Origin of the sequence: Mycobacterium sp., from assembly GCF_965277065.1 — a bacterium.
In the GTDB taxonomy this organism is placed as follows: domain Bacteria; phylum Actinomycetota; class Actinomycetes; order Mycobacteriales; family Mycobacteriaceae; genus Mycobacterium.
On sequence record NZ_CBDIBT010000016.1, the window covers coordinates 363,911 to 385,660 of the forward strand.

Consider the following 21,750-nt stretch of genomic DNA (forward strand, 5'->3'; position numbering starts at 1 on the left):
GAGTTATCCAGCCATTCGCGATGAAGCGGGTTGACCGCGCTGGCTGATCATTGTCGAGTCCTGGCGAGCGGTTCGGTCGACCCACAGCACGACTAGCATATGCGGCACCGTGAGGGCGAGCAGAAGGCGTAGAACCTCCGCCACGACTGCGGTGGGGTCAGATGCCGTCACCGTGAGCCAGGCGAGTGCGGCAACTGCTGTCAATGCCGCAATCGATGGCACGGCGGCGAGTCGGATCAGTCGCAGGACCGCCGCCCGTTGTCGGCCGGTGGTGACCAGCGCGGCGCAGCCGGGCTCGACGGTCAAGATCCGCGCATCATGGCGCAGGGCGTGCCAGCCACCGAACCACAGGGCGAAAGCGAGTAACGGTGGCACGAGGATGCCTAGCGCACCGAGGAGCACGACGTCGAGTGCGACCGTGGGATGACCCGACCAGAGCGACGCGATCACTGCGACCAGCGCCGCGACGAGCCACGTCACCACGAGACCGATCTGTACCGTAGGCCCGCCGATCAATTGCGCCAGAGCTGGCGAGACGGCCGTCGCCACCGCGGTGAGCTGATCGCCAGCACGAGCAAGAGGCAGGATCAGCGCCCCCGAGCCGGCGACCACAAGCGAAACCGCCACCACGCGGGAGGGCTGCCACCCGGTGAGCTGGTGGGACACCTCGAGTTCGCCGAGGCCGAAGTGCAGCGCGCTCAGGGCCACCACACCCAGCAAAGCAACCGCACCACCCCACTGCAGCAGCGCCCAAGCCGCCGCGGCCGCCCCGGCGTACGCGGCGACGACCAGCGGCATCGGTCTGCCAGCGGCAAGTTGCGTGGCGATCACGTGGTCGGCGGCACCGTGCGGGATGCCGGCCACCAGGCCCAGCCCGGCCACCACCAGCACGACCGGGGCCGTTACGGTGGGCAGCCCAAACTGTCCAGTGCTCAGCAGCACCGCGGCGATGATCAGCAGGCGCGACCACCTCGCAGCGATTCCCAACGGACCACCAGCGACCGAAACGGTTCCCGGCCCGACCGCCAACCGCCGAATGACGGACGGCCGGGCCGGCGGCGCCCACAGACCACCGTCCGTCGGGCTTACTCCCCCGGGGACGGACGCGGCGCCCCGTACCACCATGCGGCGAATCGTTTCACGCAGACCACAAGGTCTCGAGTGGCCCTAGGCCGTCGCCGCGGGTGTGGCCGACGTGCTCCTCGTCGTCTGAGAGACGGCTTGCCCGTCGCCGTGATAACCCTCCAGGTGGGCAAAGTCGGGGTCATCGGCGTCAGATTTCAGGCGGGCGATCTTGTAGATCAACAGGCCGTACAGGCACTTGGATAAGATGTCGGCGACCGAGTAGCCACCCTGCTTGGCAACCCACGCGGCCGCTCCCCAATGGGACGCGTAGAGCGGGATGATGTAGACCAGCGGGTAGACGCCCCAGGTGGCCAGTAGCAAGAACCGGATTCTGCCGACGGTGTTTCGCACCGCCTCGGGCTGACGGTCCAGCGAGCGCGTCAGCTCGACGAACAACACGTATAGGATGTAGAGGAAAGGAATGGTGGACAGCAACCCGAAGATGTTGCGCAGGCCGTTGTCACCGCTGATCTCACCGGGGTAGCCGAGGGCGATCATTAGAAACGAGGCGGGAATCAGTCGGTAGAGCAGCGAGGTCTGCAGTTTCCGGGCCAGCGCCAGCACCACGACGAGCTCGGTCAGCAGCAACGGCACTGTGAGCAGCCAGTCGACGTAGCGGTAACCCTCGTTGAATGACTCGCCGGCGGCCTGGACGTAGGTCCCGCGTCCACCCTGAGCGGCCGTGACGAACGCTGCCCTAAACGAATCGAAGATACGGAAGTAATGGTATGCGGCGATGCCGCACACCATCGCGCCTATCACCAGCGCCTGCCGATAGCGGGCCAACACCCGCGCCTGGATTGCCAACAAGAAGATCGCGGTGAACAACTGCGCCGCGATCGAAAAAGACAAAACGTTGTAGACCGTACTGAATTGAGACGGAGTCAGGTGTTCGGGAATCATTTCTCACCTTTGAGCGATGTAGGGACCGACGGTCAAATAGTACAGTAATGAACTGGTAGTTCACTAGAGGCCAACCTGTTACTTTTGGTGATCTTCCTGTTCAGCAGCTACATCCGGCAAGATCTGTGACAGAGCGTCGCGCCGTTCACTACAGAGAGGACCGCCAGATGGCACCTCGTGGGCACCAGGCGATCGAGGCGGGCGAGGATGCGCGGGTCGTCCGAACCCGGGCCGACGTTGCCCGCACGGCCCTGGCTGTGATGATTCACGAGGGCGCCGAGGCGCTCAGCCACGCTCGCATCGCCGAACGGGCCGGTTACTCCAAAACCACCCTCTACAGACACTGGCCGTCGCGGTTAGACCTCGCCACCCTGGCGCTGGAGGCCCTTGGAGATGTCCGGCAACACGAGCTCACCGGCGACCTGCGCACCGATCTGGTCGGGCAGCTCACGACGTTCCGACAGGCGGTGCTCGACCTGCGGCTCGACCGAGTGCTCGCCGCGATGGCCCAATGGGCGACGGTCGAGACGATGAAACAGATCAGAAGCAAAGTCAATACCGACGGTCAGCGACCGATCCGCGACATCCTCGAACAGTCCTTTGAGGGCCCACAACTGGAAGCGGTGATCTCGATGCTCACCGGCGTCGTCGCCTGCCCGTCGCTGATGTTCGGCACACTCCCCGACGACGACGTCATCGAGGCCGCAGTCGACGTCGTCTTGAAGAGCGTGGGCTGAGGTATCGCAGCATGCCGGCATCAACGGCCACGACCATCGGCATGTCCTCGATCTCGGCGAGCAGCATCTGGCGCCCGCAGCGTGATCCTGACGTCGTAACGCAACGCATCACGGCACGACTCGAATGGCTGGACTACCGTCGGGCTCATGCGATTTGCGTTCAAAACCTCACCCCAAAACACCACCTGGGCACAGATGCTGGCTGTCTGGCAGGCCGCCGACGATATCGACGTCTTCGAGTCCGGCTGGACTTTCGACCACTTCTATCCGATCTTCAGCGACAGCTCCGGGCCATGTCTGGAGGGCTGGACCACGCTCACCGCGCTGGCCCAGGCGACCACCCGACTGCGGCTGGGCACCCTGGTCACCGGCATCCACTACCGCCATCCTGCAGTGCTGGCCAATATGGCTGCGGCCCTTGACGTCATCTCCGACGGCCGACTGGAACTGGGCATCGGCGCCGGCTGGAACGAGGAAGAGTCCAGCGCGTACGGCATCGAGCTGGGCAGCATCAAGGAGCGCTTCGACCGGTTCGAAGAGGCCTGCGAAGTGTTGACCAGCCTGCTCAGCAAGGAGACCACCGACTTCGACGGGAAGTTCTATCAGTTCAACGACGCCCGCAACGAGCCGAAAGGCCCGCAACGTCCGCATCCGCCGATCTGCATCGGCGGCAGCGGCGAAAAGCGCACGCTGCGGATCACCGCCAAATACGCCCAGCATTGGAACTTCGTCGGCGGACCACCGGATCTCTTCCGGCACAAGCGCGAGGTGCTGGCGTCGCACTGCGCCGACATCGGGCGCGACCCGAAGGAGATCATGACGTCGGCGCACCTACGGCTGGAGGCTGACCTCGACTACGCGAAGGTCATCGAAGACGCCGCCGGGCTGGCCGCCGAGGGCCTCGATCTGGGCATCGTGTACATCCCACCGCCGCACGACCCGGCCGTCCTGGAACCGTTGGCCGAGGCGATCCGGGATTCCGGGCTGATCACCTGAGTCCCTTCCGTGCCCGCAGTGCTTCGACGAGCGAGTCGGGTCCGTCAACGGCCCAGCTCACCTCGGGCACACCTGATGGACCCATGCGTCGAGGGCGTCTCAGGCGATCGGCAGGCACACTGTTGACAAGATCTTGTCGGCGAGCGTCTGCCGTTTGGCATCCCACAACGGGAACAGGTAACCGACGTAGCAGATGATCCCGTCCACCACGTGGGCGAGCTGGCGCAGGATCGACATGCCGAATCCGATCGGCTGGCCGGTCTGCTCGCTGACCACTTTGAACTTCATGATCGATTTGCCGATGCTGGAGCCCGTGGTGCCCTGCTTGTGGCCCAGATTCCAGATCACGTACACGATCCCGGCCAAAGCGGAGACGAGGACCGCGGCCACGCCCAGCGTGGAGTTTCCGGTCGCACACACGTCGCCGAGGTTCATGCCGGAAGTGTCTGTGAGACAGACGGTTTCCTGCGTGGCCGCCTCGATTCCGAATCCGATACCCAGGATGGCGGCGTAGGGCGCGTAGTCGATCAGGGCCGCGATCACCCGCGTGAGCCACGGTGTGTAGGCGTCGGAGGGAAGCGGCGCGCCCGGGCCGGCACCCTGCGGCGTCGAGTATCCATACTGGGGCGGGTAATCGCCCTGAGGCGGCGGGTAGTTGCCCTGAGGCGGCGTGATGGTCATGGACACCTTCCTATGAGGTCTCGGCCGTGGTGCCGAGCAAACCTGAGTCGGCTGCCAGTCAACGGCGCACGCTAACAACGTCCAGTTGGAATACGGTTGGACGTTTATTGCGCCCGACCCAACGTCGATGCAGGTCGAGGCGCCGCGGACGCCGCTTGGCCGGGTTGAGGCGGTCGACTCCACGGCGTGGTGCCGGAGCCGACCTGGTAAGCAGACAACAAGGATGCGAACGTCTACCGCATCTCAGGAAAGTCACGGGCCGGCCACGGCGAGCAAACGCTCGTTGTTATCTCCGGGCGGCCCGGAGGGCGGTCAGACGCCGAAGCGAACCATGTCGTCGGCGGTTACCAGGCGCTCGAGCCTGGCCGGGAATTCGCGGCTCTTGACTGGGTGGCGGAACCATGACCAGGCCATACGTCCGACCCGGGTGCGGGTCATCGGGTTCATAGACACAGCGCTTACTCCTGCGGTCGATCAGCTCAACCGGACGTCACACCCCGCGGCGCCCGTATCGAACTATTAGACAGCCTTTTGCTGGCAAACAGTGTAAGACGCGCCGCAGTATTTATCAAATGTTTCTGCTGTGACGAATGTGACTAGCGTTGCGGGGCGGCGGTCGGCAGGATCGGGGCCGGAAGGGCAGTCTCGCCCATCAGGAACCGGTCCACTCCGGCGGCCGCAGCGCGGCCCTCAGCGATCGCCCAGACGATCAGAGACTGGCCCCGACCCGCATCCCCGGCGACGAACACGCCCGGCACCGACGTCTCGAAGTTGGTGCTGCGCGACACGTTGCCGCGATCGGTGAGGTCGGCGCCGAGGTCGGCCAGCAGGCCCTCCTGCTCCGGACCGACGAAACCCATCGCCAGCAACACCAAGTCAGCCTCCAGATCGAAGTCGGTGCCCTCGGTCTTGACGAAGTTGCCGTCCTGCATCGTCACCTCGTGCACCTTCAGCGCAGAGACGTGTCCGTCGCGGCCGACGAATTCCTCGGTGTTGACCGAGAAGACCCGCTCGCCACCTTCTTCGTGCGCCGAGGACACCCGGAACATCATCGCGTAGGTCGGCCACGGCGTGGACGACGCACGGGTCTCCGGCGGCCGCGGCATGATCTCGAACTGGTGGATGCTCGTCGCGCCCTGACGGTGTGCGGTGCCCAAGCAGTCGGCGCCGGTGTCACCGCCGCCGATGATGACCACCTTCTTGCCCTTCGCGGTGATCGGCGGCTGCCCGTCGGCGTCGAGCACCGAGTTGTCCAAGTCCCCCGCCGCGTACTTGTTGCCCCAGGGCAGGTACTCCATTGCCTGGTGGATGCCGTCCAGCTCGCGGCCGGGGATCGGCAGGTCACGCGAGGCGGTTGCTCCGCCGGCCAGCACCACCGCGTCGAAATCGGAGCGCAACTCTTCGGCGGTGATGTCGACGCCGATGTTGACGCCGGCACGGAATTCGGTTCCCTCGGCCCGCATCTGGTCGAGCCGACGGTCCAGGTGCCGCTTTTCCATCTTGAACTCGGGGATGCCGTAGCGCAGCAGGCCGCCGATGCGGTCGGAGCGCTCGAACACCGTCACCGCATGACCGGCCCGGGTCAGCTGCTGCGCGGCGGCCAGACCTGCCGGCCCGGAGCCCACCACGGCCACCTTCTTGCCGGTGTGCTCGTCCGGCGGCAGCGGGACCACCCAGCCTTCTTCGAAGGCGTTGTCGATGATCTCGACTTCGATCTGCTTGATCGTCACCGCATCCTGGTTGATGCCCAGCACGCAGGACGATTCGCACGGCGCCGGGCAGAGCCGGCCGGTGAACTCGGGGAAGTTGTTGGTCGCGTGCAGTCGCTCGACGGCTTCCCGCCACCGGTCGGTGCGAACCAGGTCGTTCCACTCCGGAATCAGGTTGCCCAGCGGACAACCGTTGTGGCAGAACGGAATTCCGCAGTCCATGCAACGGCTCGCCTGGTGCTGCAGGTTCGGGTGCGGAAAGTCTTCGTAGACCTCGTTCCAGTCTTTGAGGCGCAGATCCACCGCCCGGCGCTTGGGCGTCTCGCGGTGGGTGTACTTGAGGAAACCCTTGGGATCAGGCACTGGCGGCCGCCATGATCGCCTCGTCGGGATCAGTTCCGTTGCGCTCGGCCTCGGCGATCGCCTCCAGCACCCGCTTGTAGTCGCGCGGCATCACCTTAGCGAAGCACCGCTGCTGGGCGTCCCAGTCGACCAGGATGCGTTGAGCGACAGCGGAGTCGGTGGCATCGATGTGTGCCTGCAGCATTGTGTGCAGCCACTCGAGGTCGTCCTCATCGAGAGCCTCGAGGCCGACCATCTCGGAGTTGAGGTTGGCTTCCAACGCATCCTCTGGGTCGTAGACGTAGGCAATTCCGCCGGACATGCCTGCCGCGAAGTTGCGGCCGGTGCTGCCCAGGATCGCCACCTTGCCGCCGGTCATGTATTCGCAGCCGTGATCACCGACGCCTTCGACCACCGCATGTGCACCGGAGTTGCGCACGGCAAATCGCTCGCCGACCGCCCCGCGCAGGAACGCCTGGCCGCTGGTGGCGCCGAACAGGATGACGTTGCCGCCGATGATGTTGTCTTCGGCGACATAGTCCGGCGGCGCGTCGTCCGGAGGCCGCACCACGACCCGTCCACCGGACAGGCCCTTGCCGACGTAGTCGTTGGCGTCGCCATAGACCCGCAGCGTGATGCCGTGGGGCAGGAACGCGCCGAAGCTGTTGCCGGCCGAGCCGTTGAAGGTGATGTCGATGGTGCCGTCCGGAAGGCCTTGGCCACCGTAGGCTTTCGTCACCTCATGACCGAGCATGGTGCCGACGGTGCGGTTGACGTTGGCGATGGTGGTGGAGAATCTCACCGGCTTCTTGGAGTCCAGCGCCTCACGGCTCATCACGATCAACTGCTGGTCCAGCGCCTTGTCCAGGCCGTGGTCCTGCTTGGAGCTGTTGTAGAGGTCCTGGTTCATGAAGGCCGACTCCGGCTCGTGCAGCACCGGCGACAGGTCCAGCTTGTGCGCCTTCCAGTGCGCCCGCGCCAGCGTGGTGTCCAGTGCGCCGACCTGGCCGACCGCCTCGTTGACGGTGCGGAATCCCAACTGCGCCATGTATTCGCGGACCTCTTCGGCGATGAACAGGAAGAAGTTCTCCACGAATTCGGGCTTGCCGGCGAACCGCTCGCGCAGCACCGGGTTCTGTGTGGCTACCCCGACCGGGCAGGTGTCCAAGTGGCACACCCGCATCATCACGCAGCCCGACACCACCAAAGGTGCTGTGGCGAAACCGAATTCCTCGGCACCGAGCAGTGCGGCGATCATCACGTCGCGCCCGGTCTTGAGCTGACCGTCGACCTGGACGACGATCCGGTCGCGTAACCCGTTGAGCAGCAACGTCTGCTGAGTCTCGGCCAGACCGAGCTCCCACGGCGCGCCGGCGTGCTTCATCGACGTCAGCGGGGTGGCGCCGGTGCCGCCGTCGTGGCCGGAGATCAACACCACATCCGCGTGCGCCTTGGACACACCGGCGGCAACGGTGCCGACGCCGTTCTCCGAGACCAGCTTCACGTGGATCCGGGCGGACGGGTTGGCGTTCTTGAGGTCGTGGATCAGCTGGGCCAGATCCTCGATCGAGTAGATGTCATGGTGCGGCGGCGGCGAGATCAGGCCCACACCGGGAGTGGAGTGCCGCACCTCGGCGATCCACGGATAGACCTTGCTGGCCGGAAGCTGGCCACCCTCACCGGGTTTGGCGCCCTGGGCCATCTTGATCTGGATGTCGGAGCAGTTGCTCAGGTAGTGCGAGGTGACACCGAAGCGCGCCGAAGCGACCTGCTTGATCGCGCTGCGGCGCCAGTCGCCGTTGGTCTCGGGGTCGAAGCGGGTGACGCTCTCGCCGCCCTCGCCGGAGTTCGACCGGCCGCCGAGCCGGTTCATCGCGATGGCCAGCGTCTCGTGGGCCTCGGCGGAGATCGAGCCGTAGCTCATCGCGCCGGTCGAGAAGCGCTTGACGATCTCGCTGGCCGCCTCGACCTCGTCGATCGGTACCGGCGGCCGCAGCCCGTCGCGGAATTTCAGCAGGCCACGCAGCGAGGCCATCCGCTCGCTCTGATCGTCGACCAGCGCGCTGTATTCCTTGAAGATCTTGTACTGGCCGGTGCGGGTGGAGTGCTGCAGCTTGAACACAGTGTCCGGGTTGAACAGGTGGTATTCGCCTTCGCGGCGCCACTGGTAGTCCCCGCCCACTTCGAGTTCTCGGTGCGCGCGCTCGTCGGGCCGGTCCAGGAACGCCAGCGAGTGCCGGGTCGCGACGTCGGCGGCGATGTCGGCCAGGTTGACTCCGCCGGTGGGACAGGCCAGCCCGGTGAAGTACTCGCCGAGCACGTCCTCGTCGACCCCGACGGCTTGGAACAGTTGCGCGCCGGTGTAGGAGGCCAGCGTCGAGATGCCCATTTTGGACATCACTTTGAGCACGCCCTTGCTGGCGGCTTTGATGTAGTTGTTCAGCGCTGCTTCGCGGTCGAGATCTTTCAAGTCGCCGCGGTCGAGCATGACCTCGATCGACTCGAAGGCCATGTACGGGTTGATCGCCGCAGCACCGAAGCCGATCAGCGCGGCCATGTGGTGCACCTCGCGGGCGTCGCCGGTCTCCACGACCAGGCCGACCTTGGTGCGGCTGCGTTCCCGGACCAGGTGGTGGTGCACTGCCGAGACGGCCAGCAGCGACGGGATCGGCGCCAGCTTCTCGTCGGACTCCCGGTCGGACAGGATGATGATCCGCGCCCCGTCGGCGATCGCCGCGGAGGTCTGCTCCCGCACGGCGTCGAGCGCGGCCTTGAGCCCGGCGCCATTCTCGGCGACCGGGTACAGACAGCTGATCACCTTGGACCGCAAGCCATGCCGACGACCGTTGACTTCCACATCGGGGTCGAGGTTGATCAGCTTGGCCAGTTCATGGTTACGCAGTATCGGCTGCGGAAGGATGATCTGGCGGCACGAATCCTCGTTCGGGTTGAGCAGATCGCCCTCCGGCCCGACGGTGCCCTGCACGCTGGTCACCACCTCTTCGCGGATGGCGTCCAGCGGCGGGTTGGTCACCTGGGCGAACAACTGCTGGAAGTAGTCGTAGAGCATCCGCGGGCGCTGCGAGAGCACAGCGACCGGCGTGTCGGTTCCCATCGAGCCGATCGGCTCGGCGCCGGTCCGCGCCATCGGCGCGACCAGCATGTTGAGTTCTTCGTAGGTGTAGCCGAACACCAACTGCCGCAACACAACCCGGTGCTCCAGCATCCGCTCGTAGTTGCCTTGCGGCAGCTCGGCCAGCGGGATCAGACCCTTGTCGAGCCACTCCTGATAGGGCTGCGCGGCGGCCAGCTCGGCCTTGATCTCCTCGTCGGAGACGATGCGGCCCTCGGTCATGTTGACCAGGAACATCCGGCCGGGCTGCAACCGCATCCGGCGCACCACCTTCGACGGGTCCAGGTCCAGCACGCCGGCCTCGGAGGCCATCACGACCAGGCCGTCTTCAGTCACCCAGATGCGCGACGGGCGCAGGCCGTTACGGTCCAGCACCGCGCCGACGACCGTCCCGTCGGTGAACGTCATCGACGCCGGTCCGTCCCATGGCTCCATCAGCGACGCGTGGTACTCGTAGAACGCCCGGCGCGCGGGGTCCATCGACGGATGCCGCTCCCAGGCTTCCGGGATCATCATCAGCACCGCATGCGGCAGGCTGCGACCGCCCAGATGCAGCAGCTCGAGCGCTTCGTCGAAGCGCGCGGTGTCCGAGGCGCCCGGCGTGCAGATCGGGAACAGTTTGACCGGATTTTCAGCGTCCCCGTGGTCACTGAACACGTCGGTCTCGATCAGCGCTTCGCGGGCGCGCATCCAGTTCTCGTTGCCGGTGACGGTGTTGATCTCGCCGTTGTGCGCGATGCGCCGGAATGGGTGCGCCAGCGGCCACGACGGGAAGGTGTTGGTGGAGAACCGCGAGTGCACGATGCCCAGGGCGCTGCTCAGCCGCTGGTCTTGCAGATCGAGGTAGAACGCCTTCAGCTGCGGCGTCGTCAGCATGCCCTTGTACACAAAGGTCTGACCGGAAAGGCTTGGGAAGTAGACGGTTTCGCGTCCGGGGCCATCCTGCCCGGGACCTTTGGTGCCCAGCTCGTGCTCGGCCCGCTTGCGGATGACGTAGGCGCGGCGCTCCAGCTGCATGCCCTCGGCGCCGGCGATGAAGATCTGCCGAAAGGTGGGCATCGCGTCGCGGGCCAGCGCGCCCAGCGAGGAGTCGTCGGTGGGAACGTTGCGCCAGCCCAGCACCTGCAGGCCTTCGGCCTCGACGATCTTCTCGACCGAAGCAGCCGCGGCAACGGCGTCTTTCGACGACTGCGGCAGGAACGCGATGCCGGTGGCGTAACTACCCGCCTCGGGCAGGTCGAAGTCGACCACCTGACGGAAGAAGTCGTCGGGGACCTGGATCAGGATGCCGGCGCCGTCACCGCTGTGTGGTTCGGCGCCCTGGGCGCCGCGGTGCTCGAGGTTGACCAGCGCGGTGATCGCCTTATCGACGATGTCGCGGGAGCGGCGACCGTGCATGTCGACGACCATGGCCACCCCGCACGAGTCGTGCTCGTATGCGGGGTTGTAGAGCCCCTGAGAGCCCGGGCGGTTGGGCGCCATTCGCACCTGCTCCTTCACCAGAATTCTGTCGCAGCATTCACAAGCTGTCCGTTGGAGGCCGCGCCCTGATGGCTGCGGGCTGAGCCCCCTCGGTCCTGTCGATGTGCTGCTCGCCGGATAACGACGATCCCGGCTGGGGAGTATCCGTACGGCGCTGAACGGCGGCCCGGTAACCGGTTCTCGACAAGTCGTAAAACGATATGACAAAACCCGCCTGACATGCCAACTTGGCCCATGATAACCCGACGGCGGCCGGCGCCGCGCGGCTGTGGCGCCATCCACTTCCAGCCGCACCCGGTCGGGCTGTGCCGCAGGGCAATTGGGTGCGGCAGAGTCCGCTGCGCCGAGCGGGACCGAAGGCCGCTTTTCGCGCAATGCGGACAGGCAGTTTGCTGTGATTGCCGACGGCGCCGAGCAGTGAAACCTGCCTGGCTCACAGCGCCGACGGTCGGCGAGTGACTCAGCTCACCAAAAGGCGTGGCAGCAAGGGCTGAACGGGACGCTGCGAAGGTCGGGGTCGCGCCGAATCGCCGGTGCGGCATCCGGTCGGGTCGCCGCGGTGCAAAGTTGCCGAATCTTTTTCGGCCCCGCCGGCCCCGGACGTCAGTGACCAGCGCAATCACCGGTCCCGGTCCCGGCGCCTCTACGATGCTTCCATGAGCTTGGGCGGATCCCACATACCGATTCCGAGGAGCTGATGACCGAGTCCGACGACTTCCTGCGGGACCGGCAGCGATCTGTTCCACCAAGCGGCCCGGCCGGACCACCTCTACCTCCGCCGCCCCGCCCGCACACCGGCGATCCCCGGCCCCCGCGGCCTGCTCCCCCACCGCCGTCGGAACGCCCGGCAGCTCCGCCGCCCCCGGAGCGCACTCCGTGGAGCAACATCGACTTCACCCCACGCAACGATCAGCTCCGTCCACCCGGACCCGGTTACGGCTGGCGGCGAGCCGTATTCAAGGCGACATTCGGGCTGCTCAACCTCGGGCCGTCGGCCGGGGAGAAGCAGGACGCCGCCTGCGAGGCCACCATCGGGGCGACGCTTCGGGGCAATTACAAGGTCGGCGTGCTGGGCAAAGGCGGCGTCGGCAAGACGACCGTCGCCGCCAGCGTCGGGTCGATCTTCGCCGAGCTGCGCCGGCAGGACCGCGTCGTCGCGATCGACGCCGACACCGCCTTCGGCCGGCTCGGCAGCCGGATTGACCCGCGCACCAACGGCTCCTACTGGGAGATCGCCTCCGACCAGAACCTCCGGTCCTTTGCCGACGTCAGCACCCGCGTCGGCAGCAACTCGGCGGGCCTCTACGTGCTCGCCGGCGAACCGACCGCCGGCGCCCGGCGGGTGCTCGACCCGGCGCTGTACCGCGAGACCACCTCGCGGCTCGACCGCCATTTCACGATCGCGATCATCGATTGCGGTTCGACGATGGATGCACCCGTGACCCAGGAGGCGCTGAGCGACCTCGACGCGTTGATCGTGGTGTCCTCGCCGTGGGCGGATGGTGCCGGTGCTGCGGCGCAGACGATGGAATGGCTCGCGGCGCACGGCCGCACCGGTCTACTGCAGCGCACCGTGGTGGTGCTCAACGACTCGGACGGTCACTCGGACAAACGCCACCGATCTGCGCTGGCACAACAGTTCGTCGAGCGCGGTCAGACGGTGGTCGAGGTGCCCTTCGATCCGCATCTGCGGCCCGGCGGGGTCATCGACGTGCGGAGCGAGTTGGCCCGCCGGACTCGCCGCACGTTCCTGGAGATCGCCGCCAGCGTCGCCGGGTTCTTCGCCGCCCGGCCGGACACTCCGCGGGAGAACCGCTAGATACGTGCCGACGGGTCGGCGGTGGCTTCGATCTTGGTCACCAGGTGCTCGCCGATGGTGAGCACGATGACGGCGAACAGCCGTCGCTCGGCGAAGGCCAACAGCACGGGCTGGCCGGCCGGACCGCTCACCACCGTCGCTCCCGGGCCCAGGTAGCGCAGCAGATTGATCGCGACGTCGTGGGGACCGTGGTTGATCTGCGGCGGCGGCGCGGGATCAGCGAGCACCGTGCCGACGCCCCACACAGTCGGATCCAGCACCTCGACCAGCGCCTGCAGATCGCCGTTCGCGCACGCGGTGATGAACTTCTCGGTGACCAGCTGATGCTCCGCGGCCGAGACCTCACCCGGCTTCGGTTGCGCGAGAGCGACTTTCGTCCGCGCCCGCCGGGCGAGCTGCCGGCAGGTGCCGACCGGGCGTCCGACCGTCTCCGCAATCGCGTCGAAGGGCACCCCGAACACGTCGTGCAAAACGAACGAGACCCGCTCGCCGGGACTCAGTCGGCGCAGCACCTCCAACAACGCGGTGCGCACCTCGTCGTCGAGGGTCACCCGGTCGGCCGGACTGAGCCGGCCGGGCTGGTTGAGCGTGACCGCCTCGGAGCTGATGTCGTCGGGCCGCTCGTAGCGGGCGCGCGCAGAGCGCACATGATCCAGACACAGCCGGCCCGCCACCACGGTCAACCAGGCGCGGACATCGTCGATGGTGCCGACGTCGGTTCGCGAGAGCCGCAGAAAGGCTTCCTGCGCAACGTCTTCGGCGTCGCCGACGTCGCCGAGCATCTGGTAGGCCAGGTTAACCAGATAAGGGCGATGGTGTCGCCATGCTTCGGCGAGCTGTGCTGAAGCGGAGTTGGTCATGTGTTCACGACGATCTGGGTGGGCGAAAAGTTACACGGTGCAGCCGTAACTTTCCCACCTCGCGGCCCGTCCTTGATGAAAAGAACCCTGACAAGGAGGCCACCGTGACCATTGTTGTGACCGGCGCGACCGGCAACGTCGGGAGCCCGCTGGTATCGCTGCTCGTCGCCGCGGGCGCCCAGGTACGCGCCATCACCCGGAAACCGGAGACCGCCGGGTTTCCCGACGGGGTGCAGGCGCTCAGTTCAGCCCTCGACGCAGTGCCCGGAGCATCGGCGGTGTTCCTGAACTCCCGTGCGCTCGGCGACGACCTCGCCGCGGTGGTGGCCGCGGCGCGGCAGACCGGGGTCACCAAGCTGGTGGCGTTGTCCGCCATCAACGCCGACGACGATGCCGCGCGGCAACCGTCGCGGGTTCGCGGCGACCGCAACAAGGGGTCGAACAGCTCTGCGTCGACTCCGGCCTGGCGTGGGTGAGCCTGCGACCGTCGGTGTTCGCGACGAACTTCGCCGGCATGTGGTCGGCGCAGATCCGGGCGGGCGACGTCGTCGGTGGGCCCTATCCTGAAGCCTCCAGCGCGCCGATCGTCGAGGCCGACATCGCCGCGGTCGCTACCCGCGCGCTGCTGACCGATGAGTTCGTCGGTCAGCGGATTCCGCTCACCGGGCCGCAGGCACTCACCAATGCCGAGCTGGTCAGTGTCATCGGCACCGTGCTGAGTCGGCGGCTGCGTTACGCCGAAGCCCCGCTCGAGGCCGTACGGCAGCGCTTCATCAGCATCGGTCTGGGCGCCGACTTCGCCGACGCGTATCTGCTGATGCTCGCCGACGCGGTCGACAATCCGGCACTGGTCACCCACGACGTCGAGAAGATCACCGGGCAACCGGCGACACCCTTCGCGGACTGGGTTGCCGATCACCGTCAGTTCTTCACCAATTAGCCAAGGAGACAACACATGTCCGATCCGCGTCCGCCGCGCTACCTCAAACCGATGAACAAGCTGATGATGGCGGTGCAGAAGCTCGGCATACCGACCGGGCCCGCGATGGTGCTGACCGTGCCCGGCCGCAAGTCGGGTAAGCCGCGCAGCACACCAATGACACCGTTCCGATGCGACGGCGGCCTCTACGTCGTCGCGGGGTATCCCGGCGCGGACTGGGCCGCCAACGCCCGGGCCGCCGGCACCGGCACTCTCAGTAAGGGCCGACGGTCGGAGACGGTCAACATCGTGGAACTGACTGCAGCGCAAGCCCGCCCGATACTGCGAATCTACCCGGCCGAGGTGCCGGTCGGCGTCAGTTTCGCGAAGAGTTCTGGCATGGTGACCGAGGGAACACCCGACGAGTTCGAGGCACTGGCGGGCCGCATCGCGGTCTTCCGGTTCGACCCGATCGCCTGATCAAAGCTGCAGCGGCACATGCTTTTCCGCGCAGGCATCGGTGACCGCGGCGATGATGTCCTGGGTGCGCAGCGTCTCGAGGTCCTCGACGGTCACCGAGCCGCGGTCGGTGCGATGCTGTGCGGCCACCCGGGAATCGCGTAGCCGCTCAGCGCGCTCGACGACGTTGCGGGCGAACCGGCCGTTCTGCATCACGTCGATGCCGTGCAAGCCGTCCGGCGCCAGGTAGGCCCGCAGCGTCTTGCAGGCCATGTTCAGCGCCTCGCGCGCCGCGGGCTCGATCACCGTCGCCCGCGGTTCGCCGTAACGCACGGCAATCTCGACCAGCTCGTCGGGCGCGTAGGACGCGAACCGCAGCTTACGATTGAATCGGCCCGCCAAACCCGGGTTGACGGTGAGGAATTCGTCGACTTCTTTCTCGTATCCCGCGCCGATGAAACAGAAGTCGAACCGGTGCACCTCGAGCGCCACCAGCAGCTGGTTGACCGCCTCCATGCCGATCATGTCCGGTCGCCCGTCGTGGTGACGCTCCACCAGGCTGTAGAACTCATCCATGAAGAGGATGCGGCCGAGTGAACGGGCAATCAGCTCATTGGTTTTCGGGCCCGAGGCACCGATGTGCTCCCCGCAGAAATCGGCCCGCTTGACTTCGATGATCTCGGGGTGCCGCACGATGCCCAGCCCGGCATAGATCTTGCCCAGCGCCTCGGCGGTCGTCGTCTTACCGGTACCGGGCGGGCCGACCAAGACCATGTGGGCCGGCGTGAAACTGCCCGGCGGCCAGTATCGCAAGCGCGAGCAACTCGCCGAGGCGCACGCCACCCTGCGCCGAATCGCCGCAGGGGAGATCAGCTCCCGGCAGCTCGCCGAGAATGCAGCGCTGCTGACGCGCCGCGAGAACGACACCGCGCCGGTCACCGCCACGGTGTTTCACCTCCCCGTCTGCCAGCCTCGGTCGGCGGCCTGACTCGATCTGACTCACGAGTAGGGTTGAATCAGCGGGCACGGGGTAATAAACGGTCAACTGACCCCGGAGGACCACGCTTCCATGAGTTTCGACCTGACGCCGACCGGCGCGCAGCACGATCTGGCCCAGCGTGCCCACGCGTTCGCCGAGGACGTCATCCGTCCCGTTGCGCTGGAGTACGACCAGAAGCAAGAGTTCCCGTGGCCGGTCCTCGAAGAGGCCTCCCAGCGCGGCTTCTACAGTCCGCTGTTCTACCGCGATCTCATCGGCGACCCCAGCGGGCTGTCGCTGCCGATGTTCATGGAAGAGCTGTTCTGGGGTTGTGCTGGAATCGGTTTGGCGATCGTCATGCCGGCGCTGGCACTGTCGGCGATCGGGCAAGCCGCCTCTCCCGAGCAGATGCTGGAGTGGGCGCCGAAATGTTTCGGCACACCTGGCGACCTCAAGCTCGCGGCGCTGGCGATCTCCGAACCGGAAGGCGGCAGCGACGTCCGCAATTTGCGGACCACGGCCCGCCGCGACGGCAGCGACTGGATCCTCGACGGCCACAAGATGTGGATCGGCAACGGCGGCATCGCCGACGTCCATGTCGTCAATGCGGTCGTCGACGAAGAACTCGGCCACCGCGGCCAGGCGTTGTTCATTGTCCCGGGTGGCATCCCGGGCCTGGAACTGGTGCGCAAGCTCGACAAGCTGGGTTGTCGGGCTTCGCATACCGCCGAGCTGAAATTCCACGGCGTCCGGATTCCAGCCGAGAACCTGTTGGGTGGGGAAGAGAAGCTCGAGCACAAACTGGCGAAGGCGCGCGAGGTGGTGGCCGGCGGAAAGCGTTCCGGCTCAGCCACACTGGGCACTTTCGAGCAGACTCGCCCGATGGTCGCCGCGCAGGCGATCGGCATCGCACGCGCGGCGCTGGAATACGCGACCACCTACGCCACCCATCGCGAGGCGTTCGGTGCGCCGATCATCGATAACCAGGGCATCGCCTTCCCGCTTGCCGAGATCGCCACCCAGATCGACGCGGCGCGGCTGCTGACCTGGCGGGCGTCGTGGATGGCCGCCCAGGGGATCGCGTTCGAGCGCGGCGAGGGCTCGATGTCGAAGATGGCGGCCAGCGAAGTCGCGGTGCGGGCCACCGAGCGGGCCATCCAGACGCTCGGCGGCTGGGGCTACATCAACGACCATCCGGTTGAGAAGTGGTATCGAGATGCCAAGCTGTACACCATCTTCGAGGGCACCAGCGAGATCCAGCGGATCGTCATCTCCACCGCTCTCGGTGCCACCGAAGGCGCGCCGCCGCTGCACGTCGTCCTCGAGCCGTCCGGTGGTCCGCTGAACCGGGCGTTCGGTCGCGGCACGCAGGTACGGGGCCGGGTCGCCGACGCGGCGCTGGCCGCCAAGGACCGGGTTCCCGAACCGCTGATGCGCCTGGCCATGCAGGTCATCAAGCCGCCGCGAAAATAGGAGCCATGACCACAGACAAAACCGGCGCCGAGGCCACCGTCTGCGCCGCCGACGGGAACTACACGATCGCGGTCGAGGGTGACACCGTTGGCCTGGCCGCCGTCGCTGACCGCGGCGAACAGCGGGTTTTCTATCACACCGAGGTCGACGAGCGGTTCGGCGGCCGCGGGCTGGCCACGATTCTGATTCAGCAGGCGCTCGAGGCCACGCGGGCCGATGGGAAACGTGTCGTCGCGACCTGCCCCATGGTGGCCGCGTTCATCAAGAAGCACCCCGAATTCGGCGACATCGCTGATCCGGTGACGCCCAGCATTCTGCAGTGGGTCGGGACGCTCTAGTTCTCCCGGCCGGCGAGTTCTGCGGCGAAGCGGTCGATGAACGCCTCGACCGGTGCCGAATCCGCCTGCCGGATAACGAACTTCGTCAGACCGGCGTCCACGTAGGCGTCGAGTTGACGGTGCAGCTGATCCCAGTCGGCGGCAATCAGGTCGGCGGGATCGACGTCCGGGCGACGATGGCGCACCGCCGCGGCCAGCTCCGGCGGCAGCTCTCCGCCGGCCACGGCCAGCGAGATGCCGAAGTGATCGGGCTCGATCTGCCGGCCCGCTTCCGCCGCTGACTGTTGGATCGCCTCGCGTCCGGCTCGCGCCTCGTCCGGGGTGAGGAAGCTGCCCAGCCAGCCGTCGGCCAGCGCGCCGATCCGCCGGAAGGCCGCCGGAGCCGAGCCACCGAGCCAGATGTCCAGCGGGGGATCGGGGCGGGGTGCGACGGCCGCCGCGGTCACAGAGAAGTACGTGCCGTCATAGCTGGCCGATTCCTTGACCAGCGCCGCGCGCAGGATGCGCAGCGATTCGTCGAACACTGCGCCGCGCTCACCATCGGGCACGGTGAACACCTCACGTTCGGCGGGAATGGCCGAGCGCAGGCCGAACACCGGCAGCACCCGCTTGGGCGCGAGCGCGGCCAGCGACGCCAGCTGCTTGGCCACCAGAACCGGGTGACGCCCCGGCAGCACCGCGACCGAGGTGCCCACCTTCAGCCGCTTGGTCCGCGCTACGGCATAGGCCATGCCGATCATCGGATCGACCGCCGGTGAATAGACCAGTTCGGAGAACCACAGTGAATCCACCCCGCTGCTTTCCAGGTGGTCGACGATGGGTCCCAGCTCGTCGGGTGGAGTGTCGGCACCGAGGCTGATTCCAAAGCGAACCTTCATGCCCCATGCCAACGCACGGGAGCCGGCGGTTGTGCCCGACGCGTCACTGTTCCTGGAAGCTCCACGCGCGCAACTGGTCGGCGATCTCGTCGAGTTCGGGCATTGCGCCGGTTGCGACCTCGATCACGAAGGTGAAGCGGTCGTCTTCCGAGGCGGTAACCCGCTGCTTGTTGACGGCCAAGAAAGTCCGGCAGGCCGTCCACGCGAGTCGTTTGTTTCCGTCTATCAGAGCGTGGTTGCGGGCGAGCGAGTGGAACAATGCGGCGGCCTTGAGATGCAGGTCGGGGTAGGCGTCCTCACCGAAGACGGACGCTTGCGGCCTGGCCGAAGCTGATGCCAACAAGCCGTAGTCCCGGACCGCGACGTCGTCGCCGATTGCCGCGCGGGCGATCTCGAGCAGATCGTCGAGATCCAGGTACTCGATCATGCGTCCTTGAGGCGCTCCAGAACCCTGGCCTCTTCGCGTACAACGCGCTGTAACGCGTCAGCAACCTTCGCGGTGTGTGCGCGGCGGGCGATGTATTCGTCGATGGCTGAGAGTGCGACGGCCTGCATCGACCGGCCCTCGTCGGCGGCTTGCCGGCGCAGCGCGTCCGCCTGTTTCTCGCTGGGCCGCAGAGTCATCCCCATGTCACGACGATACCTGAGTGATACCATCCTTGGGCCGATCTTCTTCTGTACAGGCCGTTCAGCGACCGGATCACTTGCACGGTAGTGGTGAATGATGGCGATGAGCCGGAAGGCAACGCCGCTGAGGCTGGCGACGCTGGCTCACAACCAGACCAAGTAGATGATCGCGGTCGCGATCCACCCCGCCGGGGCATATCGCCGCCCCGCGGCACTAGCGACCAGGGTGCGCGCGGCCGCGGCCGACCAAGACGGCGATCGCCATGTGCGCTGCTGTCGACTGGCCTGGTCCAGTATCGAGGGAATCTTCCTGCCGGCTAAATATATTGGGGCCGCTGGCACCGAACGCGCCACGGCGGCCCCGAGGTCTCGGCTAACAAAAAGCTCACGCCCTCTACCGAGTTCGTGACTTCATGCCGCCGCGACGGTAGACCACATTTAAGTGGGCGAAGGGGGACTTGAACCCCCACGTCCCGAAGGACACTGGCACCTGAAGCCAGCGCGTCTGCCATTCCGCCACTCGCCCTAAACAACCGGTGGAGCCTATCACTGCAGGGGTCGGCACTCCCAAATCGGATGGACCATCCAGCGCCACGGTTTGACCTGCCGCAATGGGATTCTCAGAGTTCTGGAGGTGCCGCTGCAATGCGGTGGCCGGATAGCATGCTCGATACGACACGCGTAGTGCGACACGCCGAAACGGGGTCGGCGGTGCAGCACCCACACCAGGACTGAGGCAGACGTTTGGACACGAGCAGCCAGCGGGGGCTTGTTCAGCGCATCGAGCGCAGACTCGAGGTCTCTGTCGGTGACGCTGTGGCCCGTGTGTTCGGGGGCTCCATCGTCCCGCAAGAGGTCAAGGCGATGCTGCGACGGGAGGCGGCCGAAGGGATCCGCTCGTTCGCCGGCAACCGCTTTTTGGCTCCCAACGAATACATCATTACCCTCGGTATGCACGACTACCAGAAAGTGGGCGCCGACCCGGACCTCACTTCGGATGCTTTCGCCAAGGATTTGGCGGGATACATCGGCGAACAGGGGTGGCAAACATATGGTGACTTGGTCGTCCGGTTCGAGCAGTCATCGAACCTGCACACCGGCCAGTTCCGCACCCGCGGTGCTGTCAACCCCGATGTCGAGCCCCGGCCAAGGGCCGGCGAACTCTCCCCGCCACAATCAGACCACGCGTTCAACGCAGAACCAGGAGTGCCAGCGATGACTGAGAATTCGAGCTATGGCGGTGGCCCAGGTCAGGGTCGGCCCGGCGACGACTACTACGACGACCAGTACGCGCAGCCGCACGAGGACCCGCATGCCGCGCCGGACCCACGTGGCGGCTATCCCGAGCAGCGCGGCGGTTACCCCGACCAGCCCGGCTACGGCGCACCCAACCCGCGCGGCGGCTACCCCGACCAGGGCGGCGGTTACGACCAGCGCGGCGGCTACCCGGACCACGGCGGTTACGGCGCACCCGAGCAGCGCGGCGGCTACCCCGACCAGCCCGGCTACGGCGCACCCGACCCGCGCGGCGGTTACCCGGAGCAACACGGCGGCTACCCCGACCAGGCCGGCTACGGGCAGCCGCGGGGCGGCTATCCCGACCAGGGCTACGGCGGCGGCCCGGACGCGGGCTACCGTCAGGGCGGCTACGGCCAACCGCCTGCCGGTGGCAGTCCGGGCTACGACGAGTACGCGGGCTACGGCCGGGGGCCGGGTCGCCCGGAAGACGGCGGTGGGTACGGCGCACCCGACCAGCGTGGCGGCTACCCCGAGCAGGGTGGCGGCTACGACCAGGGCTACGGCGGCGCACCCGGATACGGTCGGCAGGACTACGGCCAGCCCGACTACGGCCAGTCACATGCCGCACCGAGCGCCGGTGGGTATGGGGAACCCCAGCCCGACTACGACTACGGCCAGCCCGCGGAACCCGGCGGATACGGCCAGTCCGGCTACGGCCAAGGCGGCTATTCGGCCTCGGGTTCGGCGGTCACGTTGCAGCTCGACGACGGCAGCGGGCGCACCTACCAGTTGCGTGAGGGCCCCAACGTCATCGGTCGCGGCCAGGACGCCCAGTTCCGGCTGCCGGACACCGGTGTGTCTCGTCGCCACCTGGAGATTCGGTGGGACGGCCACGTCGCGCTGTTGTCGGACCTCAATTCCACGAACGGCACCACCGTCAACAACGCACCCGTGCAGGAGTGGCAGTTGGCCGACGGCGATGTGATCCGGCTGGGGCACTCGGAGATCGTCGTGCACATCCACTGAGCCCTCAGGTCGCGCGGCCATCCCG

Annotated in this window: 17 protein-coding genes, 1 tRNA gene and 3 pseudogenes; 9 read left to right on the top strand and 12 right to left on the bottom strand. The window is 66.8% G+C overall.

Going from position 1 to position 21,750, the window contains the following annotated elements; all coding sequences use genetic code 11:
* Nucleotides 1–3: 3 nt before the first annotated feature.
* On the bottom strand, nt 4–1,125 hold the full coding sequence (locus ACQY5A_RS07545) for a beta-carotene 15,15'-dioxygenase, Brp/Blh family (protein ID WP_428339753.1): 1,122 nt from the start codon (nt 1,123–1,125) through the stop codon (nt 4–6).
* Nucleotides 1,126–1,167: 42 nt separating this feature from the next.
* A complete protein-coding gene (locus ACQY5A_RS07550; protein WP_428339754.1) occupies nt 1,168–2,028 on the bottom strand; it encodes a bacteriorhodopsin in 861 nt (286 codons plus the stop codon).
* Nucleotides 2,029–2,195: 167 nt separating this feature from the next.
* Here ACQY5A_RS07550 and ACQY5A_RS07555 point away from each other — a divergent pair, with 167 nt between their 5' ends.
* Nucleotides 2,196–2,765 (top strand): TetR/AcrR family transcriptional regulator, encoded by a 570-nt coding sequence (locus ACQY5A_RS07555; protein WP_428339755.1) that lies wholly within the window; start codon nt 2,196–2,198, stop codon nt 2,763–2,765.
* Between the two features lie 147 nt (nt 2,766–2,912).
* Complete coding sequence (locus ACQY5A_RS07560; protein WP_428339756.1) at nt 2,913–3,761, top strand: LLM class F420-dependent oxidoreductase; 849 nt, start codon at nt 2,913–2,915, stop codon at nt 3,759–3,761.
* A 99-nt stretch (nt 3,762–3,860) separates the two neighbouring features.
* On the opposite strand, the gene ACQY5A_RS07565 is transcribed toward ACQY5A_RS07560, so the two are convergent.
* The 4 genes from ACQY5A_RS07565 to gltB form a co-directional block, all read right to left on the bottom strand.
* On the bottom strand, nt 3,861–4,442 hold the full coding sequence (locus ACQY5A_RS07565; RefSeq protein WP_428339757.1) for an RDD family protein: 582 nt from the start codon (nt 4,440–4,442) through the stop codon (nt 3,861–3,863).
* A gap of 312 nt (nt 4,443–4,754) precedes the next feature.
* Nucleotides 4,755–4,895 (bottom strand): hypothetical protein, encoded by a 141-nt coding sequence (locus ACQY5A_RS07570; protein WP_428339948.1) that lies wholly within the window; start codon nt 4,893–4,895, stop codon nt 4,755–4,757.
* A 143-nt stretch (nt 4,896–5,038) separates the two neighbouring features.
* Nucleotides 5,039–6,514 (bottom strand): glutamate synthase subunit beta, encoded by a 1,476-nt coding sequence (locus tag ACQY5A_RS07575; protein ID WP_428339758.1) that lies wholly within the window; start codon nt 6,512–6,514, stop codon nt 5,039–5,041.
* Entirely contained in the window at nt 6,507–11,108 is a 4,602-nt protein-coding gene (gene gltB / locus ACQY5A_RS07580; RefSeq protein ID WP_428339760.1) for a glutamate synthase large subunit, read from the bottom strand. Before gltB ends, ACQY5A_RS07575 begins: the two co-directional genes overlap by 8 nt.
* Before the next feature lie 697 nt (nt 11,109–11,805).
* Between gltB and ACQY5A_RS07585 the strand changes: the two genes are divergently transcribed.
* Nucleotides 11,806–12,927: a MinD/ParA family ATP-binding protein gene (locus ACQY5A_RS07585; RefSeq protein WP_428339761.1), complete on the top strand. Its 1,122-nt coding sequence runs from the start codon at nt 11,806–11,808 to the stop codon at nt 12,925–12,927.
* Here ACQY5A_RS07585 and sigI read toward each other — a convergent pair.
* Nucleotides 12,924–13,787: an RNA polymerase sigma factor SigI gene (gene sigI / locus ACQY5A_RS07590; protein WP_428339762.1), complete on the bottom strand. Its 864-nt coding sequence runs from the start codon at nt 13,785–13,787 to the stop codon at nt 12,924–12,926. The genes ACQY5A_RS07585 and sigI overlap by 4 nt on opposite strands.
* Before the next feature lie 104 nt (nt 13,788–13,891).
* Here sigI and ACQY5A_RS07595 point away from each other — a divergent pair.
* Together ACQY5A_RS07595 and ACQY5A_RS07600 are read left to right on the top strand one after the other, a co-directional pair.
* Nucleotides 13,892–14,727: pseudogene (locus tag ACQY5A_RS07595) on the top strand (NAD(P)H-binding protein).
* A gap of 15 nt (nt 14,728–14,742) precedes the next feature.
* Nucleotides 14,743–15,186: a nitroreductase family deazaflavin-dependent oxidoreductase gene (locus ACQY5A_RS07600; RefSeq protein ID WP_428339763.1), complete on the top strand. Its 444-nt coding sequence runs from the start codon at nt 14,743–14,745 to the stop codon at nt 15,184–15,186.
* Here the strand turns inward: ACQY5A_RS07600 and ACQY5A_RS07605 are convergent.
* Nucleotides 15,187–16,026, bottom strand: a pseudogene (locus ACQY5A_RS07605) (AAA family ATPase); the annotation flags it as partial. It abuts the gene before it with no gap.
* Here ACQY5A_RS07605 and ACQY5A_RS07610 point away from each other — a divergent pair.
* The 3 genes and pseudogenes from ACQY5A_RS07610 to ACQY5A_RS07620 all read left to right on the top strand — a co-directional run.
* Nucleotides 15,938–16,153, top strand: a pseudogene (locus ACQY5A_RS07610) (transcriptional regulator); the annotation flags it as partial. The pseudogenes ACQY5A_RS07605 and ACQY5A_RS07610 overlap by 89 nt on opposite strands.
* Nucleotides 16,154–16,234: 81 nt before the next feature.
* Nucleotides 16,235–17,617, top strand: a complete 1,383-nt coding sequence (locus ACQY5A_RS07615; protein ID WP_428339764.1) for an acyl-CoA dehydrogenase family protein — start codon at nt 16,235–16,237, stop codon at nt 17,615–17,617.
* Between the two features lie 5 nt (nt 17,618–17,622).
* Nucleotides 17,623–17,955 (top strand): GNAT family N-acetyltransferase, encoded by a 333-nt coding sequence (locus tag ACQY5A_RS07620; protein WP_428339765.1) that lies wholly within the window; start codon nt 17,623–17,625, stop codon nt 17,953–17,955.
* Here the strand turns inward: ACQY5A_RS07620 and ACQY5A_RS07625 are convergent.
* From ACQY5A_RS07625 to ACQY5A_RS07640, 4 genes are all read right to left on the bottom strand, one after another.
* Nucleotides 17,952–18,833, bottom strand: a complete 882-nt coding sequence (locus ACQY5A_RS07625) for a TIGR03854 family LLM class F420-dependent oxidoreductase (RefSeq protein WP_428339766.1) — start codon at nt 18,831–18,833, stop codon at nt 17,952–17,954. The genes ACQY5A_RS07620 and ACQY5A_RS07625 overlap by 4 nt on opposite strands.
* A 43-nt stretch (nt 18,834–18,876) precedes the next feature.
* Nucleotides 18,877–19,260, bottom strand: coding sequence for a type II toxin-antitoxin system death-on-curing family toxin (locus tag ACQY5A_RS07630; RefSeq protein ID WP_428339767.1), 384 nt, complete (start codon nt 19,258–19,260; stop codon nt 18,877–18,879).
* Nucleotides 19,257–19,463, bottom strand: a complete 207-nt coding sequence (locus ACQY5A_RS07635; RefSeq protein ID WP_428339768.1) for a CopG family transcriptional regulator — start codon at nt 19,461–19,463, stop codon at nt 19,257–19,259. The genes ACQY5A_RS07630 and ACQY5A_RS07635 overlap by 4 nt, the downstream gene beginning before the upstream one ends.
* A 440-nt stretch (nt 19,464–19,903) precedes the next feature.
* Nucleotides 19,904–19,986 (bottom strand) — tRNA-Leu (locus ACQY5A_RS07640).
* A 218-nt stretch (nt 19,987–20,204) separates the two neighbouring features.
* On the opposite strand from ACQY5A_RS07640, the gene ACQY5A_RS07645 reads away from it, so the two are divergent.
* Nucleotides 20,205–21,725, top strand: coding sequence for an FhaA domain-containing protein (locus ACQY5A_RS07645; RefSeq protein WP_428339769.1), 1,521 nt, complete (start codon nt 20,205–20,207; stop codon nt 21,723–21,725).
* Nucleotides 21,726–21,750 lie beyond the last annotated feature (25 nt).

What these genes read in the sequence shown, in the direction of transcription:
- ACQY5A_RS07545 (WP_428339753.1), bottom strand. Translation starts at nt 1,125, where the DNA reads ATGGTGGTACGGGGCGCCGCGTCCGTCCCCGGGGGAGTAAGCCCGACG.
- ACQY5A_RS07550 (WP_428339754.1), bottom strand. Translation starts at nt 2,028, where the DNA reads ATGATTCCCGAACACCTGACTCCGTCTCAATTCAGTACGGTCTACAAC.
- ACQY5A_RS07555 (WP_428339755.1), top strand. Translation starts at nt 2,196, where the DNA reads ATGGCACCTCGTGGGCACCAGGCGATCGAGGCGGGCGAGGATGCGCGG.
- ACQY5A_RS07560 (WP_428339756.1), top strand. Translation starts at nt 2,913, where the DNA reads ATGCGATTTGCGTTCAAAACCTCACCCCAAAACACCACCTGGGCACAG.
- ACQY5A_RS07565 (WP_428339757.1), bottom strand. Translation starts at nt 4,442, where the DNA reads ATGACCATCACGCCGCCTCAGGGCAACTACCCGCCGCCTCAGGGCGAT.
- gltB (WP_428339760.1), bottom strand. Translation starts at nt 11,108, where the DNA reads ATGGCGCCCAACCGCCCGGGCTCTCAGGGGCTCTACAACCCCGCATAC.
- ACQY5A_RS07585 (WP_428339761.1), top strand. Translation starts at nt 11,806, where the DNA reads ATGACCGAGTCCGACGACTTCCTGCGGGACCGGCAGCGATCTGTTCCA.
- sigI (WP_428339762.1), bottom strand. Translation starts at nt 13,787, where the DNA reads ATGACCAACTCCGCTTCAGCACAGCTCGCCGAAGCATGGCGACACCAT.
- ACQY5A_RS07600 (WP_428339763.1), top strand. Translation starts at nt 14,743, where the DNA reads ATGTCCGATCCGCGTCCGCCGCGCTACCTCAAACCGATGAACAAGCTG.
- ACQY5A_RS07615 (WP_428339764.1), top strand. Translation starts at nt 16,235, where the DNA reads ATGAGTTTCGACCTGACGCCGACCGGCGCGCAGCACGATCTGGCCCAG.
- ACQY5A_RS07620 (WP_428339765.1), top strand. Translation starts at nt 17,623, where the DNA reads ATGACCACAGACAAAACCGGCGCCGAGGCCACCGTCTGCGCCGCCGAC.
- ACQY5A_RS07625 (WP_428339766.1), bottom strand. Translation starts at nt 18,833, where the DNA reads ATGAAGGTTCGCTTTGGAATCAGCCTCGGTGCCGACACTCCACCCGAC.
- ACQY5A_RS07630 (WP_428339767.1), bottom strand. Translation starts at nt 19,260, where the DNA reads ATGATCGAGTACCTGGATCTCGACGATCTGCTCGAGATCGCCCGCGCG.
- ACQY5A_RS07635 (WP_428339768.1), bottom strand. Translation starts at nt 19,463, where the DNA reads ATGGGGATGACTCTGCGGCCCAGCGAGAAACAGGCGGACGCGCTGCGC.